Annotated in this window: 12 protein-coding genes; 10 read left to right on the top strand and 2 right to left on the bottom strand. The window is 62.6% G+C overall.

The features are described 5' to 3' along the window. Position 1: 1 nt before the first annotated feature. From J4E42_RS15220 to cysC, 3 genes are read left to right on the top strand one after another with little or no spacing between them, the layout of a single operon-like run. Complete coding sequence (locus tag J4E42_RS15220; protein WP_207285555.1) at positions 2 to 6991, top strand: Ig-like domain-containing protein; 6990 nt, start codon at positions 2 to 4, stop codon at positions 6989 to 6991. A gap of 38 nt (positions 6992 to 7029) precedes the next feature. After that, positions 7030 to 8544: a TolC family protein gene (locus tag J4E42_RS15225; protein ID WP_008034717.1), complete on the top strand. Its 1515-nt coding sequence runs from the start codon at positions 7030 to 7032 to the stop codon at positions 8542 to 8544. Beyond that, positions 8528 to 9133 carry an adenylyl-sulfate kinase gene (gene cysC / locus J4E42_RS15230; RefSeq protein ID WP_207285556.1) on the top strand — a complete coding sequence of 202 codons (606 nt, stop codon included), beginning with the start codon at positions 8528 to 8530 and terminating at the stop codon, positions 9131 to 9133. The genes J4E42_RS15225 and cysC overlap by 17 nt, the downstream gene beginning before the upstream one ends. 4 nt (positions 9134 to 9137) lie before the next feature. Here the strand turns inward: cysC and J4E42_RS15235 are convergent, their stop codons facing one another. After that, on the bottom strand, positions 9138 to 9893 hold the full coding sequence (locus tag J4E42_RS15235) for a slipin family protein (RefSeq protein WP_008034707.1): 756 nt from the start codon (positions 9891 to 9893) through the stop codon (positions 9138 to 9140). A 2-nt stretch (positions 9894 to 9895) separates the two neighbouring features. Continuing rightward, positions 9896 to 10426 carry an NfeD family protein gene (locus tag J4E42_RS15240; RefSeq protein ID WP_192417291.1) on the bottom strand — a complete coding sequence of 177 codons (531 nt, stop codon included), beginning with the start codon at positions 10424 to 10426 and terminating at the stop codon, positions 9896 to 9898. Positions 10427 to 10699: 273 nt separating this feature from the next. Here J4E42_RS15240 and J4E42_RS15245 point away from each other — a divergent pair, with 273 nt between their 5' ends. The 7 genes from J4E42_RS15245 (at position 10700) to J4E42_RS15275 (ending at position 16704) form a co-directional block, all read left to right on the top strand. Further along, complete coding sequence (locus tag J4E42_RS15245) at positions 10700 to 11161, top strand: aminoacyl-tRNA deacylase (protein WP_008039666.1); 462 nt, start codon at positions 10700 to 10702, stop codon at positions 11159 to 11161. Between the two features lie 138 nt (positions 11162 to 11299). Then, entirely contained in the window at positions 11300 to 11545 is a 246-nt protein-coding gene (locus J4E42_RS15250; protein WP_008039667.1) for a DUF2789 domain-containing protein, read from the top strand. A 126-nt stretch (positions 11546 to 11671) separates the two neighbouring features. Next, on the top strand, positions 11672 to 12100 hold the full coding sequence (locus tag J4E42_RS15255; protein WP_008034693.1) for a MarR family winged helix-turn-helix transcriptional regulator: 429 nt from the start codon (positions 11672 to 11674) through the stop codon (positions 12098 to 12100). Next, positions 12097 to 14169 carry an FUSC family protein gene (locus J4E42_RS15260; protein ID WP_207285557.1) on the top strand — a complete coding sequence of 691 codons (2073 nt, stop codon included), beginning with the start codon at positions 12097 to 12099 and terminating at the stop codon, positions 14167 to 14169. Before J4E42_RS15255 ends, J4E42_RS15260 begins: the two co-directional genes overlap by 4 nt. Continuing rightward, the gene (locus tag J4E42_RS15265) at positions 14166 to 14375 is read left to right on the top strand and encodes a DUF1656 domain-containing protein (protein WP_008034684.1); all 210 of its coding nucleotides are present in this window, start codon (positions 14166 to 14168) and stop codon (positions 14373 to 14375) included. The genes J4E42_RS15260 and J4E42_RS15265 overlap by 4 nt, the downstream gene beginning before the upstream one ends. Continuing rightward, the gene (locus J4E42_RS15270) at positions 14372 to 15259 is read left to right on the top strand and encodes an HlyD family secretion protein (protein WP_207285558.1); all 888 of its coding nucleotides are present in this window, start codon (positions 14372 to 14374) and stop codon (positions 15257 to 15259) included. The genes J4E42_RS15265 and J4E42_RS15270 overlap by 4 nt, the downstream gene beginning before the upstream one ends. Next, entirely contained in the window at positions 15256 to 16704 is a 1449-nt protein-coding gene (locus J4E42_RS15275; protein WP_192226663.1) for an efflux transporter outer membrane subunit, read from the top strand. The genes J4E42_RS15270 and J4E42_RS15275 overlap by 4 nt, the downstream gene beginning before the upstream one ends. Positions 16705 to 16744 lie beyond the last annotated feature (40 nt).

Consider the following 16744-nt stretch of genomic DNA (forward strand, 5'->3'; position numbering starts at 1 on the left):
CATGTGGTGGAGCAACGGCAAGTCACGGATTACCAAAGGCGCACGAGCGCTGGCCTCTCCAATGATCATGTCCCTGGAACCGCGAATGCTGTTCGACGGCGCGGTAGCGGCCACGGTGGCCGATAGCGCCCAGGCTGACAGCCACACCACGGCCGACGCGGCCAAGCCGCCCGTTGCGGAGAAACCGGTCGCCAGCCAGGACACCCACGGCCAGGCCGATGCCACGCCCGCCGTGGCGCCCGTTGCCGTGCCGGGACAGAGCGTGGTGTTCGTCGATTCCCGGGTCAAGGATGCCGACAGCCTGCTCAAAGGTGTGGCGCCCGGTACTCAGGTGGTTCAACTCGATGGCACCAAGGACGGCTTGCAGCAGATTGCCGATTACCTGGACACCCATCAGGGCATCAGCTCGGTACAGATCATCGCCCACGGCAATGCGGGCGATCTGTGGCTGGGGAACAGTTACCTGTCTGCCGACAACGTCGCGGCCCGCAGCGCGGTGCTGGCGGAAATCGGCAAAGACATGAACGTCGGCGGCGACATCCTGATCTACGGCTGCTACACCGCCGAGGGTGAACGGGGTTTGAACTTCGTCGATTCCTTGGCGCAATTGACCGGCCGTGATGTAGCGGCGTCCAGCAACCGTACCGGCGTGGGTGGCGACTGGGATCTGGAGATCGCCACCGGCAATATCGAAAGCGCCAACGTGCTGTCGAAAATGGCCATGAGCGACTATCAGTGGGGCCTGGCGAGCTGGACGGCCACCAACAACGCCAACACCGGCGTGGGCTCGTTGCGTGCCGCCATCGCTTCGGCGCAGAACGGCGATACCGTCACTTTCAGCACCGGCATGACGGTGCAGTTGACCTCCGAACTGCTGATCAACAAGAACATCATCGTTGATGGCGACTTGAACAACGACGGTGTGGCGGATGTGACTCTCGACGGTCAGTACAGGACCCGGGTGATTGAAATTGCGGCGGGCAAAACCGTGACGCTCGATGGTCTGGTGATCACCCGTGGGCTGGTGTCGGGCACGGGCGGCAACGGTGGCTACGGCGCCACGGGCGCGATGGCCGGGGGGATTTTCAACGCAGGGGTCTTGACGCTGAACAACGTGACCGTGACCTCAAACGCCGCATCTGGCGGCGGTGGCGGCGGCGGTGTCACAGGGGCGTTTTACGGTGGTGGCGGTGGCGGCGGTGGTGGTCTGGGCGGCCAGGGTGGCGGGCACGGCGGTTCGGCCGGGCCGGGCACCGGCACGTTGGGCGGCCAGGCAGGCAGCGGTGGCGTTGGTGGTTACGGCGGCGGTTACGACGCGACCCACATGGGCGGTCGCGGCGGCACCAGCACTGGCGGGGCTGGCGGCGTGGGCGTTTCCTACTACAGCAACGGCGGTAACGGTGCGACGGCCACCAATGGCACGATTTCCATTGGCGGCGGTGGCGGCGGCGCCGGTTGGGACAAGGTCGGTGGCGCCGGCGGCAACGCGGCGGGCGGGATCTACAACGCAAGCTCCGGCGTTATCACCATCATCGGCACGTCGAACATTACCAACAACATCGGTGCCGGTGGTGGCGGCGGCGGTGGCGGTGGCCAGGGCAGCAACGCCTCCAACGGCGGCATCGGCGGCCGGGGCGTCGGTGCGATCTGGAACAAGGGCACATTGCTGATCACCGCCGCCAACTTCGCGGCCCTGGCCGGTAATGCCGCGGGCAGCGGTGCCGGTGGTACTGCGCAGGGCGGGGGGACAATTGGCACCTCGCCGACCGCCGTGGCGGCAATCTACAACGACGGCGGGATACTCAACACCGCCTATGCACCGCCGCCGACCGCAACCATTCTGGTCGCCGATACCACGTTGAGCATCGGCGAAACGAGCCTGGTGACCATCACCTTCTCCGAAGCGGTGACCGGTTTCACCAACGCGGACCTGACCATCGCCAACGGCACCTTGAGCGCAGTGAGCAGCAGCGACGGCGGTATCACCTGGACGGCAACGTTCACGCCAACCGCCAGTATTTCCGACACGACCAACGTCATCACCCTCGACAATACCGGGGTGATCAACGGCCTGGGTACTGCTGGCGTCGGCACCACCAATTCCAATAACTACGTCGTCGATACCGCTCGCCCGACTGCGGGTATCGTGTTTGCCGACACGGCGCTCAAAGCCGGCGAAACCTCGCTGGTGACCATCACCTTCAACGAGGCCGTAACCGGTTTAACCAATGCCGACCTGACGATTGCCAACGGCACCTTGACGGCGGTGAGCAGCAGCGATGGCGGCATCACCTGGACGGCCACGTTCACTCCGACGGCCAGCATTACTGACTCGACCAACCTGATCACCCTGGACAACACCGGTGTCAGCGACCTGGCGGGCAACGCCGGCAGCGGCACCACCGACTCGAACAACTACGCCATTGATACCGTGCGTCCGACCGCGACCATCGTCGTGGCCGACACGGCGCTGAGCATCGGCGAAACCTCGCTGGTGACGTTCACCTTCAGCGAAGCGGTCAGTGGTTTCACCAACGCCGACCTGACCATCGCCAACGGCACATTGACGGCGGTGAGCAGCAGCGATGGCGGCATCACCTGGACTGCAACCTTCACCCCGAACACCAGCATCAATGACACGACCAACCTGATCGTCCTGAACAACACCGGCATCAGCGACCTGTCGGGCAACGCCGGCAGCGGCACCACCGATTCCAACAATTACGCCATTGATACCGTGCGTCCGACCGCGACCATCGTGGTGGCCGACAATGCGCTGAAAATCGGTGAAACCTCGCTGGTGACCATCACCTTCGCCGAGGCGGTGAGCGGTTTCAGCAACGCCGACCTGACCATCGCCAACGGTACGCTGACGGCAGTGAGCAGCAGCGACGGCGGCATCACCTGGACGGCGACCTTCACCCCGACCAGCGCTATCACCGACAGCACCAACCTGATCACCCTGGACAACACGGGTGTCAGCGACCTGTCGGGCAACGCGGGCAGCGGCACCACCGACTCCAACAACTACGCCATCGACACCGTGCGGCCAACGGCAACCATCGTCGTGGCGGACACTGCGCTGAGGATCGGTGAAACCTCGCTGGTGACCATCACCTTCAGTGAAGCGGTCAGTGGTTTGACCAACGCGGACCTGACGATTGCCAACGGCACCTTGAGCGCCGTCAGCAGCAGCGATGGCGGCATCACCTGGACTGCGACCTTCACGCCGAGCGCCAGCATCAACGACACGACCAACCTGATCACCCTGGACAACACCGGCATCAGCGACCTGTCGGGCAACGCCGGCAGCGGCACGACCGATTCCAATAATTACGCCATCGACACCGTGCGTCCGACCGCCACGATTGTGCTGGCCGATACTTCACTGACCGCCGGCGAAACCTCGCTGGTGACCATCACATTCAGCGAGGCGGTCAGCGGTTTCACCAATGCGGACCTGAGCATCGCCAACGGCACCTTGAGCGCGGTGAGCAGCAGCGACGGCGGCATCACCTGGACCGCGACCTTCACGCCAACGGTAGGTGTGAACGATGCGACCAACGTCATCACCCTGAACAATACCGGTGTGGCCGACCTCTCCGGCAACACAGGCAGCGGGACTACCAACTCCGGTAACTACACGATTGATACCGTGGCACCGACAGCCACCATTGTCGTCGCCGACACCGCACTGAGAATCGGCGAAACCTCGCTGGTGACCATCACGTTCTCCGAGGCCGTGACCGGTTTCAGCAACGCCGACCTGACGATTGCCAACGGTACCTTGAGCGCGGTGAGCAGCAGCGACGGCGGCATTACCTGGACCGCCACCTTCACGCCAACCGTCAGCATCACCGATGCGACCAACCTGATCATCCTGGACAATAGCGGCGTGCAGGGGGGCAGCAGCGGCAACGTGGGCATCGGCACCAGCAATTCGAACAACTACGCCATCGACACCGTGCGTCCGACAGCAACCGTCGTCGTGGCGGATACTGCGCTGAGGATCGGTGAAACCTCACTGGTGACGATCACCTTCAGCGAGGCGGTCACTGGTTTCACCAACGCGGACCTGACGATTGCCAACGGCACCTTGAGCGCGGTCAGCAGCAGCGATGGCGGCATCACCTGGACCGCGACCTTCACGCCGAGCGCCAGCATCAACGACACGACCAACCTGATCACCCTGGACAACACCGGCATCAGCGACCTGTCGGGCAACGCCGGCAGCGGCACCACCGATTCCAATAATTACGCCATCGACACAGTCCGGCCTACCGCGACCATCGTCGTGGCCGACCCAACCCTGACCGCCGGCGAAACCTCGCTGGTGACCATCACCTTCAGCGAGGCGGTCAGCGGTTTCACCAATGCAGACCTGAGCATCGCCAACGGCACCTTGAGCGCGGTGAGCAGCAGCGACGGCGGCATCACCTGGACCGCGACCTTCACGCCAACAGTGGGTGTGAACGATGCGACCAACGTCATCACCCTGAACAATACCGGTGTGGCCGACCTCTCCGGCAACACAGGCAGCGGCACCACCAACTCCGGTAACTACACGATTGATACCGTGATTCCGACGGCCACCATTATCATTGCCGACAACGCGCTGAAAATCGGCGAAACGTCCCTGGTGACCATCACGTTCTCCGAGGCCGTGACCGGTTTCAGCAACGCCGACCTGACCATCGCCAACGGCACCTTGACGGCGGTGAGCAGCAGCGATGGCGGCATCACCTGGACGGCGACCTTCACCCCGACCAGCGCCATCACCGACAGCACCAACCTGATCACGCTGGACAACAGCGGTGTACAAAACGGCTCGGGCAACACCGGCATCGGCAGCACCGACTCCAACAACTACGCCATCGACACCGTGCGCCCGACGGCGACGATCATTGTGACTGACCCCTCGCTGGCGGTGGGTCAAACCTCGCTGGTGACGATCACCTTCAGCGAGGCGGTCACTGGCTTCACCAACGCCGACCTGACGATTGCCAACGGCACCTTGAGCGCGGTCAGCAGCAGCGACGGCGGCATCACCTGGACGGCCACTTTCACGCCGAGCGCGAGCATCAACGATGCGACCAACCTGATCACGCTGAACAACACGGGGATCGCGGACCTGGCCGGCAACTCGGGCTCAGGCACCACCGATTCCAACAACTACACCATCGACACAGCCCGGCCCACCGCGACCATTGTGGTCGCCGACAGCACCCTCAGCGCGGGCGAAACCACGCTGGTGACTATCACGTTCAGCGAAGCCGTGAACGGTTTCGACAACAGTGACCTGAGCATCCCCAACGGTACGTTGAGCGCGGTGAGCAGCAGCGATGGCGGCATCACCTGGACCGCCACGTTCACACCGACGGTTGGCATCAAGGACACCAGCAACCTCATCACCCTGAACAACACCGGGGTCACCGACATCGCCGGTAACACGGGCAGCGGAACCACCAACTCGGCGAACTTCACGATCGACACTGTGCTGCCGACAGCCACCATTGTGGTCTCCGACACGGCGCTGAAGGCGGGTGAAACCGCTACGGTGACCATCACCTTCAGCGAGGCGGTGAGCGGTTTCTCCAACGCCGACCTGACGATTGCAAATGGCACGCTCAGCAACGTGTCTTCGGGCGATGGCGGTGTCACCTGGACGGCAACGTTCACCCCGACGTCGAGCATCACCGACACCAGCAACCTGATCACCCTCGACAACACCGGCGTGGCCAACGCCTCGGGCAACAGCGGTGTGGGCACCACCGATTCCAACAATTTCGCCATCGACACCGCGCTGCCGACCGCCACCATCGTGGTTGCCGACAACCGCCTGGGCATTGGCGAAACCACCACGGTGACCATCACCTTCAGTGAAGCGGTGAGTGGATTCGATCTGTCGGACATCAGCGTGGCCAACGCTGTGCTGTCGAACCTGACCAGCAGCGACGGCGGTATCACCTGGACCGCGACCCTGACGCCGACCGCCGGCATCAACGATGCGACCAACCTGATCGTGCTCGACACCGGCACCTTGCAGGACCTCGCGGGGAATGCCGGCGCGAGCATCGCTATTTCCAACAACTATGCCCTGGACGTAACCCGGCCAACGGTGAGCATCGTGGTCGCCAACCCGAGCATGGCTGCCGGCCAGAGCACGGTGGTGACGTTTACCTTCAGCGAGGCCGTGAGTGATTTCGACCTGTCGGACCTGAGCGTGACCAACGGCGACTTGTCCAACCTGAGCAGCAGCGACGGCGGCAAGACCTGGACCGCGACCTTCACGCCAACTGCCAATGTCAGTGACCCGAGCAACTTTATCGCCCTCGACACGAGCAATGTCACCGACCTGGCGGGTAATGCGGGGGCCACGGTGTCGGTCTCCAACAACTACGCGATAGGCGTCGTGGCGCCGACACCGGCACCGACACCGGCTACGGTGCAGGTGACCCCGGATCCGGAGTTCCTCAGCAGCGACCCGGTGACCGTGACCGATCAACCGAACGTGCCACTGCAACCAATCATCTTCGCCCCGCCCTCTGGTGATCTCGGCTCGCCGCTGACGTTTGCCCCGTTGTTCGAGGACCGGGTGATCGGCAATGGCATTCGGCCGTTGGGCGACATCTTCATGAACAACGGCGCGCTGGCGCAGAGTTTCATCGCGCAGGTGTTCAGCAGCAGCGACAGCGGCGGTGAAGGTGCAGGCCACGGCTTCCTTGGTTTCGGTGGTGGCGATGGCGGGGTTTTCAGCACCAGCACGTTGTCGAGTCTGTTTAATCAGGAGTCCGGTAACGAGCGAGACTCGCTGAGTTCCTTTGGCAACCATTCGATCAAGGCCGGTGATGTTTCACAGGGGCTGCGCGGCGTGTTTGGCGCGCCGAGCCTCGTCCAGCAATTGCAACAGCTCAAAGACACCGAGCAACGGCAGGTCAACGACCTGGCCGCTGCTTTGAAACAGGCCGGCATCAGCGAAATGCAGGCCTGAAATACTTAAAGCAGTGCGTCACCCAGGGGCAGTCAAGGATGAAGAGAAGTCAGCAGTTGTTTGTCGCCAGTCTGCTCGCGCTGGCGATCAGTGGATGTGCCGTCAAAAGTGAACCGATCGAACGCAGCGTCAGCGAACAGCGCGCCCGAAGCGATCTGCAAAGCATGTACAAGGGTCAGGAACCGCTCAGCGGTCCGCTGACCCTGCATCAGGCCATGGCCCGCGCGGTGAAGTACAACCTCGAAGGCCGGCTCAAGATCATGGAAGAGGCCTTGGCCAAGCGCCAACTCGACCTCGCCAGTTTCGACATGTTGCCGCGCATGGCGCTGGACGCTGGTTATGTCGGCCGCAACAACGTCAGCGCCTCCAGCAGCCAGAGCGTGCGGACCGGCACCCAGTCGTTGGAACCGTCGACTTCACAGGACCGCGATCGTGAAGTGGCAGACCTGACCATGGTCTGGAACGTGCTCGATTTCGGCGTCAGTTACATCAGCGCCAAGCAACAGGGCGACCAGCGGCTGATCGTTCAGGAACGCCGGCGCAAAGTGATCAACACCATCGTTCAGGACGTGCGCTCGGCCTATTGGCGAGCCATGGCCGCCGAGCGCTTGCTCAAGCAGATCGACAGCCTCATGTCCCGGGTCGAGACCGCGCGCGGCAACAGCCAGAGCATGAGCCAGCAGCGCATCGGCGATCCGATCCAGGCATTGGGATATCAACGCTCGCTGATCGAAGCCACGCGCCAACTCGAAGAACAGCGCCGCGCCCTGTCGCTGGCGAAAACCGAACTGGCGACCCTGATCAATCTGCCGCTGGGTACCGAACTGACCCTGGCGACCCAGGACGACTACGTCATCCCGGAACTCAAGGTCGACCTCGCCAGCCTGGAGCAGGAAGCCCTGACCAGCCGCCCGGAACTGCGTGAGCAGGATTACCAGAGCCGCATCAGCGCCGCCGAAACCCGCAAAGCCATGCTGCGTCTGCTGCCGGGGCTGGAGTTCTCCGCTGGCGGGCATTACGACAGCAACTCTTTCCTGGTGGAGCAGGGTTGGGCCGACTACGGCGTGAAGGTGACCTGGAACCTGTTCAACGTGATCTCGGCACCGGCGGCGATCAACGTCGCCAAGGCCGGTGAAGAAGTGGCTACGGCGCGCCGTCAGGCCATGTCGATTGCGGTGCTGGCGCAGCTCTATGTGGCCAACGCCAACTACCGCGAGGCGCTGCGGCAATTCAAGACCAATCAGCAACTGTCGGACATTGACGGGCAGATTGTCGGCCAACTGCGCAATCGCTATCAGGCGGCGGGGCTGGGCGAACTGGACTTGATTCAGGGCGAGTTGAACACCTTGCAGGCCGATCTGCGCCGCGACCTGTCGTACGCCGATCTGCGCAACGCGTACGGGCAGATTTTTGCCAGCGCGGGGCTCGATCCGCTGCCGGACCAGGTGCAGTCCACCGAAGTCCAGTCCATCGCCACCGCGTTGGCCAATCGCGAATCAGCGTGGGCGGCGGGCGACATCACGGTGCCGGTGACGCATGTCCAGACTCAATAACCTGCAGGCGCCGACGGCGAGCATCAGCCGGGCACAACGTGAAGCCCGCAACGGCCATCGCGGCACGGTGATTTTGCTGACCGGTTTGCCGGCAGCGGGGAAGTCGACCCTGGCCCAGGCGCTGCACGCCGAATTGTTCGAACGCGGCGTGCAGAGCGTCGTGCTCGACGGCGATGGGCTGCGGGTCGGGCTCAATCGTGATCTGGGTTTTGCTGACAGCGATCGCCAGGAAAATATTCGCCGTGCCAGCGAAGTGGCGGCATTGCTGGTGGAGAACGGGCACATCGTGATTCTGGCGATGATCGCGCCGTTGCTGGAGTTGCGTGAGTTATTTGCCACGCGTCTGGGCGAGGATTACCGCGAAGTCTGGTGCAGCGCATCACTGGCGGTGTGCGAGCAGCGTGACCCCAAAGGTCATTACGCCCGCGCACGTCGCGGTGATTTGGCCGGGTTTACCGGGGTTTCCGCGCCTTATGAACCGCCCCCGTCCGCTGCGCTGGTACTCGACACCGGGGCGCAGTCGGTCGATGCCTGTCTCGACCGTTTACTGACCTGGCTCGGCGAGTGCGCCGTGTTGCCCAAAGGCTGATTGTTCAAGGTTTCGACAAATCCGCCATGCCTTTGAGCAGCTCGATGGGCAGTGGAAAAACGATGGTCGAACTCTTGTCCCCGGCTATCGAACTCAGGGTCTGCATGTAACGCAGCTGCATGGCGCCCGGCTGACGGCCAAGCATTTCGGCGGCCTGCATGAGTTTTTCCGAGGCTTGCAATTCGCCTTCGGCGTGGATGACCTTGGCCCGACGTTCCCGCTCGGCTTCGGCCTGCTTGGCGATGGCGCGGACCATCGATTCGTTGAGGTCTACGTGCTTGATTTCGACGTTGGCGACCTTGATGCCCCAGGCGTCGGTCTGCGCATCGAGCACTTGCTGGATATCGATGTTCAGCCGTTCGCGCTCGGCCAGCAGTTCATCGAGTTCGTGTTTACCGAGCACCGCGCGCAAGGTGGTCTGGGCCAGTTGACTGGTGGCCATCAGGAAATCTTCGACCTGGATGATCGCCTTCTGCGGGTCGAGCACGCGGAAGTACAGCACCGCATTGACCTTGACCGAAACGTTGTCGCGGGTGATCACATCTTGAGGTGGCACGTCGAGCACCACGGTACGCAAGTCGACGCGGACCATTTGCTGGACCACCGGAATCAGCAGGATCAGGCCGGGGCCTTTGACTTGCCAGAAACGACCGAGCTGGAACACCACCCCGCGCTCGTATTCACGCAGGATGCGAAAAGTCGATCCCGCCAGTGCAATCACCAACAGCAGCAGCGCGGCAAAACCCAGTTGCAGGCCCATGGTTATTCTCCATCCGGCGCCGCGTCAGCCGCGGCCACTTTCAGCACTAATCCCTTGCGTGCCACCACCCGGACCTGTTGCCCGGGTTGCAGTGGCGTGGCGCTGAGTACTTGCCACTTTTCGCCTTGCAGGTGCACCCAGCCGTTGCAGGCATTGCCGGGCTGCAACGACATCACCGGGGCCACGCTGCCCACCAGTCCGGCATCGCCACTGACGGTTTGGCGCGGTCGGGTTTTCAGGGCGTGGATCACCAGGAATATCAACAACAACGCGCTGATCAGCCCCAGGCCGATCATCAGCGGCACAGGCACTTCGGTGTTGCTCAGGATCACCGCGCCGATGACGAACATCACAATCCCGCCCAACCCGATCACGCCGTAATTGGGCAAGGCGGCTTCGGCGATCAGGAACGCGATGCCGAATGTGATCAGCCAGATTCCGATGGGGTTGGGAATCAGCACGATTGTGTCCGTCGCGAACGCCGACCCGCTCAGGGCCAGCAGTAGTGCGACTGCACAGCAACGAATGTTCACTTGACCCTCCTTGTAGGCGCGAGCCTGTTCCGGGCGGCGTTCCGACGATGAACCTGAGAGCGCCTCGCGATCCGTTCAGTCCGCGTTCCCGCTGACGCCCATCGCTAAATACAGTCTAGTCGAGTGGTGGGTTGTACGAATTTTGTACAGTTGTCGACGGTGTTCCGGTGGGCAGATTTCCCACGCGAAGACGCCAGCGGGCCTAGACTTTTCAATGGTGAGAACAGGTTTATTCATTGTCCGTGAACGTTGTTGCGGACACCGAGGTGCATCATGCGTATGGCAAGAACCATGCAGCGCAGCCTGGAAAAGGCGCACTGCGAATTTGACATCGTTACCCACCCACACTCGGCCAGCAGCCTTGAAACGGCGCGGGTCGCGGGCATTCCTGCCGAACGGGTGGCCAAGTCGGTGATCCTCGACGACCACCACGGTCATTTCCTGATGGCCGTGCTGCCGGCGAGTCGTCACCTGGACCTGAGCAAAGTGCGCAGCAGCGGCGAGTGGCAGATCACCCGGGAAAGCACCCTGGCGCATCTGTTCGAAGACTGCGAACGCGGCGCGGTGCCGGCGTTGGGTGAGTCCTATGGCCTGGACATGGTCATCGACCCCTTGCTGACCCGGCAGAACGACATCTATCTGGAGGCAGGCAACCACAACAACCTGCTGCACATGAGCGTGCCGGAGTTCCTGAAAATGGTGCCGCATGCCGAGGTGCGGGAGTTGAGTAGTTGAGTAATGTGTCGTCTGTGACACCGCCATCGCGAGCAGGCTCGCTCCCACAGGAGTATCGAAAATCCTGTGGGAGCGAGCCTGCTCGCGATTGACCGCGTAGCGGTCACCAAATCATCAGCCATTTCCAAGGAGCTAGACATGGAATCCCCAACCCACAGCCTTCCCTCCCTGTTCAAACAACTCGGCCTGCCCGATGACGCCGAAAGCATCGATAAATTCATCGCCACCCATTCACCGCTCAAGCCTGAACTGCATTTGGCCGACGCCTTTTTCTGGAGCCCGAGCCAGGCGCAGTTTTTGCGCGACGACATTCTGGATGACGCGGATTGGGCGGAGGTGGTGGATCAACTGGATGTGCTGCTGAGGAAAGGACGAGGCGGTTAAAAACCGATCATCTTCCTAAAAATTGTTTCAAAACTTGACCAACTTTCCCCTCAAATGACATATTGATAGTTAGCAAACTAACAGTGTGTCTTTCCGCTCGTGCCAAAAAACCTCGACGCTCTCCAGATGAACATCAGCAGCTCCATGGTGGTAGCCGCCCGGCATTGGCGGAAGATCTGCCAGACCACGCTGGTCAACTATGGAATCTCCGAAGCCTGCGCCGTTCCGTTGTTGATGATCGGGCGGTTGGGCGAGGGTGTGCGGCAGGTGACCGTGGCGCAGGCGGCCGGGATGGAGAGCCCTTCGCTGGTGCGGCTGCTCGATCAGTTGTGTCATGCCGGCTACGTTCGTCGCACCGAAGATGCCCATGACCGCCGCGCCAAATGCCTGAGCCTGACCGACACCGGTCGGGAGTTGGTGCAGGCCGTCGAAATCGAGTTGGTGCGCTTGCGTAATGAAGTGCTGGAAGGCATCGCCCCGAGTGATCTGGAGGCAGCTTTGCGGGTATTGAAAGCGTTTGAGGCGGCCAACGCTCCGTCGGTGGTGAACCCTTGAGCGGATTTTTTACCGGCGTTCCCCCGGCGCGGGACTGGTTCTACGGCGTGCGCACTTTCGCGGCGTCGATGATCGCGCTGTACATCGCCATGCTCATGCAAATGCCGCGTCCGTATTGGGCGATGGCCACGGTTTACATCGTTTCCAGTCCGTTTGTCGGCCCTACCAGTTCCAAGGCGTTGTACCGCGCGGTCGGTACGTTTCTCGGTGCGGCGGCGGCAGTTTTTTTCGTGCCGATGTTTGTTCAGAGCCCCTATGTGCTGGTGGTCGTTATCGCGCTGTGGACCGGGGTTCTGCTGTTCCTGTCGTTGCACCTGCGTACCGCCAACAGCTACGCGTTGATGCTTGCCGGTTACACCCTGCCGCTGATCGCCTTGCCGGTGGTGGATAACCCGTTGGCGGTGTGGGATGTCGCTGAAGCGCGGACTGAAGAGATCTTCCTCGGCATCGCCGTCGCGGCGGTGGTCGGCGCGATGTTCTGGCCGCGGCGGCTGGCGCCGGTGTTCAACGATTCGGTGAACAAATGGTTTGCCGATGCCTCGACCTACAGCCTGCGATTCCTCAGCCGCAACGTGCAGCCGGACGAAGTCAGCGCGCTGCGCTCGTCGATGGTCGCGACCTTTAACACTCTGGAATTGATGATCGGCCAGTTGCCCCACGAAGGCGCGCGCCCGCAAACCGTGCGCAATACCAAGGAACTGCGCGGCCGAATGATTCATCTGCTGCCGGTGATCGACGCGCTCGATGACGCGCTTTACGCCCTTGAGCGGCGCACGCCGGAGCTTGTGGATAAGTTCGCGCCATTACTGGCCGCCACCACCGAATGGCTCAACCACAAAGACGCCGACCTCGGTCGCTGGCAAGCGCTGAAAGATCAACTCGAAGCGCTGCAACCCACTGCCGAAGCGCTGGATGACCGCAAGCAATTGCTGTTCTCCAACGCGCTGTACCGTCTCGGCGAATGGGTCGATTTGTGGCAGGACTGCCGCAGCCTGCAATACGCCATACAGTGCGAAAGCCAGGACAGTTGGCGCGCGGTGTACCGGCATTGGCGCCTCGGTCGCCTGTCACCGTTTCTCGACCGTGGGCTGATGTTTTATTCGGCGGCGTCCACGGTCACCGCGATCATTGTCGCCTCGGTGTTGTGGATTCTGCTCGGCTGGACCGACGGCGGCAGCGCGGTGATTCTGGCGGCGGTGGCGTGCAGCTTCTTCGCGTCGATGGACGACCCGGCGCCGCAGATTTACCGGTTCTTTTTCTGGACGGCGATGTCGGTGCTGTTCGCCAGTCTTTACCTGTTCCTGGTGCTGCCTAACCTGCATGATTTCCCGATGCTGGTGCTGGCGTTCGCCGTGCCGTTCATTTGCATCGGCACCCTGACGGTCAAGCCGCAGTTTTACCTGGGCATGCTGCTGACGCTGGTCAACACCTCGTCCTTCATCAGCATCCAGGGCGCTTACGACGCGGACTTCCTCAGCTTCGCCAACTCCAACCTGGCCGGCCCGGTCGGTTTGCTGTTTGCGTTTGTCTGGACCCTGATCGCCCGGCCGTTCGGCGCAGAACTGGCGGCCAAGCGCCTGACCCGTTTCAGCTGGCGCGACATCGTCAGCCTCACCGAGCCGGCCTCCCTGGCCGAGCATCGCCGCTTGGGTGTGCAGGTGCTCGACCGTTTGATGCAGCATTTGCCGCGCCTGGCCATGACCGGCCAGGACACCGGCATCGCATTACGCGAAGTGCGCGTGGCGCTGAACTTGCTCGACTTGCTGGCCTACACGCCGCGTGTGTTCGGCGTACCGCAAACATTGCTGCACCAAGTGGTGGCCGAGGTCGGCGAGTATTTCAAAGCCTGCCTCAAGGCTGGCGAACGTTTGCCGGCGCCCAGTGCGTTGTTGATGACCATGGACCGCGCGCGCCGTGCCCTGAACCGCGAATGCGATGACGGCGCCCGTCTGCACCTGCTGCACGCCCTAAGCGGCTTGCGTCTGGCCTTGCTGCCCGGTGTGGAATTCCTCGGCACCGGTGACCTCGAAGAACCGCTTCCCCATGGCATCGATGGAGCGCCTTTATGATCGGTGATCTGGATATCAGCGGGGTGTTCCTGCCCACGCTGCTGGTGCTGATGGGCATTACCTATGTGATTTACCTGCTGGTGCACGGGTTGCTGACGCGCCTGCACTTTTACCGTCTGGTCTGGCACCGGGCATTGTTCAACGTGGCTCTCTACGCCTTGCTGCTCGGCGCCGTGGACTCACTCAGTCGATACCTGATGACATGAAAAAACCTTTTCTGACCCTTGGTCGCGTGGTCCTGACCCTGCTGATCGTGACCTTCGCCGTTGTCGTGGTCTGGCGCATGGTGATGTATTACATGTTCGCGCCGTGGACTCGCGACGGGCACATTCGCGCCGACATCGTGCAGATCGCCCCGGACGTGTCCGGGCTGATTCAGCAAGTGGACGTGCGCGACAACCAGTTGGTCAAACGCGGCCAGGTGCTGTTCAGCATCGATCAGGACCGTTTCAAACTCGCCCTGCGCCAAGCCAAAGCAGCGGTCGCCGACCGTCAGGAAACCCTGGCGCAAGCGCAACGCGAAGCCAAGCGTAACCGTGGCCTCGGCAATCTGGTGCCGGGCGAGCAACTGGAAGAAAGCCAATCACGAGTCGCCCGCGCCGAAGTGGCGCTGATGGAAGCGCAAGTGGCAGTGGACAGCGCCCAGCTCAACCTCGACCGCTCGACCATCCGCAGCCCGGTGGATGGCTACGTCAACGACCGTGCGCCGCGTGCGCAGGAATTCGTCACCGCCGGGCGCCCGGTGTTGTCGGTGGTGGACAGCAATTCCTTTCACATCGACGGCTATTTCGAAGAAACCAAACTCGACGGCATCCACGTTGGCCAGAGCGTCGACATTCGCGTGATCGGCGACCGCGCCCGCCTGCGCGGCCATGTGGAAAGCATCGTCGCGGGCATCGAAGACCGTGACCGCAGCAGCGGCAGCAACCTGCTGCCGAACGTCAACCCGGCGTTCAGCTGGGTGCGGCTGGCGCAGCGGATTCCGGTGCGGATCGCCTTCGATGACGTGCCGGCGGATTTCCGCATGATTGCCGGGCGCACCGCGACGGTGTCGATCATCGGCGACCAGCAGCAGGAGTCGGCCAAATGAGCAGGGCCTCGGGTTTGGCGATTGCCGGATTGAGTTTGCTGTTGTCGGCGTGCCAGACGGTCGGGCCGGATTATCAACTGCCGGAAGAGGCCGCTGTTCACCGCGAAGATTTTCAGGGCGAACTGGCCGTGGACGGCAAACCGGTGGTCTCGGCGCCGGTGCCGGCCGATTGGTGGCGGCTGTATCAGGATCCACGGCTCAATCAACTGGTCCAGCAAGCGTTGGCGTCCAACACCGATCTGCGTGTGGCGGCCGCCAGCCTGCTGCGGGCTCGCGCGCAGGTCGATGAAGCCGAGGCCGCCGGAGGCTGGAGCGGTGGCATAAAAATGGGCGCCGAGCGTTTGCAGGAGTCCGGCGAAGCGTTCCTGTTGCCTGAGAAAGTGCCGGTGGCCAACATCGGTGATATCGGCATCAGCGCTTCATACCAGTTCGATCTGTTCGGCACGCTCAAGCGCGGCATCGAAGCCGCCAAGGCCAATGCCGATGCGACCCAGGCCGCCGCCGATACCGCACGTATCACGTTGGTGGCCGATGTGGTGCGCGCCTACACCCAGGTGTGTGCGGCTAATGAAGAACGGGAAATTGCCCAGCACTCCCTCGACCTGCAATCGCAGAGCACCACATTGATCCAGCGCCTGCGCGACGCCGGTCGAGGTGATGAAACCCAGGTCACCCGTTCGCAAACCCAATTCAAGTCCCTGCGCGCCGAGATGCCGCGCTACGAGGCTGCGCGTCAGGCCGGGCTGTTCCGCCTGTCGATGCTGCTGGCCAAACCGGTCGATCAATTGCCGGCCGGCACCGCCAGTTGCGCGCAGCTGCCGAAAATCGCGCAATTGGTGCCGGTGGGCGATGGCGCCTCACTGCTCAAACGTCGCCCCGATATCCGCCAGGCTGAGCGTCGGCTGGCCGCTGCGACGGCCGGTATCGGTGTCGCCACCGGTGAGCTGTACCCGGACATCCGCATCGGCGCGACCATCGGCACCGTCGGCATTCTGGAAAACCTCGGCGAACCCTCCACCAATCGCTGGGGCTTCGGCCCATCGCTGAGCTGGAGCGTGCCGACCAACGGGGCCCGGGCGCGAATCCGCGAAGCTGAGGCCGTGACCCAGGCGACGCTGGCGCACTTTGATGGTGTCGTTCTCAACGCCATACGTGAAACCCAGACCAGCCTGGCGCAGTACTCGGCGTTGCTGCAGCGTCGAGAAGCCCTGGCGGACGCCGAACAATCGGCGAAGCTGGCCGCCGACCAGACGCACCGTTTCTTCCAGGCCGGCCGCGAGTCGTTCCTGGCCGACCTGCAAGCGACCCGCACCTACACCGACGTCACGGCACAACTGGCCGCCGCCAACACTCAGGTTGCGTTGAGCCAGATCGATCTGTTCCTGGCGCTGGGCGGCGGCTGGGAAAGCGGACGAACGCAAGGCTCGAATACCGGCAAACCCTGAGGCCGTTGCTATGCTTTGACTTGATGAGGTCGCGCGTCGA

This window comes from Pseudomonas sp. FW300-N2A2 (assembly GCF_017351735.1).
GTDB classification, from domain to species: domain Bacteria; phylum Pseudomonadota; class Gammaproteobacteria; order Pseudomonadales; family Pseudomonadaceae; genus Aquipseudomonas; species Aquipseudomonas migulae.

Excerpts from the sequence above, each read along its gene's own strand:
- J4E42_RS15220 (WP_207285555.1), top strand. The coding sequence starts at position 2 with ATGTGGTGGAGCAACGGCAAGTCACGGATTACCAAAGGCGCACGAGCG.
- J4E42_RS15225 (WP_008034717.1), top strand. The coding sequence starts at position 7,030 with ATGAAGAGAAGTCAGCAGTTGTTTGTCGCCAGTCTGCTCGCGCTGGCG.
- cysC (WP_207285556.1), top strand. The coding sequence starts at position 8,528 with ATGTCCAGACTCAATAACCTGCAGGCGCCGACGGCGAGCATCAGCCGG.
- J4E42_RS15235 (WP_008034707.1), bottom strand. The coding sequence starts at position 9,893 with ATGGGCCTGCAACTGGGTTTTGCCGCGCTGCTGCTGTTGGTGATTGCA.
- J4E42_RS15245 (WP_008039666.1), top strand. The coding sequence starts at position 10,700 with ATGCGTATGGCAAGAACCATGCAGCGCAGCCTGGAAAAGGCGCACTGC.
- J4E42_RS15250 (WP_008039667.1), top strand. The coding sequence starts at position 11,300 with ATGGAATCCCCAACCCACAGCCTTCCCTCCCTGTTCAAACAACTCGGC.
- J4E42_RS15255 (WP_008034693.1), top strand. The coding sequence starts at position 11,672 with ATGAACATCAGCAGCTCCATGGTGGTAGCCGCCCGGCATTGGCGGAAG.
- J4E42_RS15265 (WP_008034684.1), top strand. The coding sequence starts at position 14,166 with ATGATCGGTGATCTGGATATCAGCGGGGTGTTCCTGCCCACGCTGCTG.
- J4E42_RS15270 (WP_207285558.1), top strand. The coding sequence starts at position 14,372 with ATGAAAAAACCTTTTCTGACCCTTGGTCGCGTGGTCCTGACCCTGCTG.
- J4E42_RS15275 (WP_192226663.1), top strand. The coding sequence starts at position 15,256 with ATGAGCAGGGCCTCGGGTTTGGCGATTGCCGGATTGAGTTTGCTGTTG.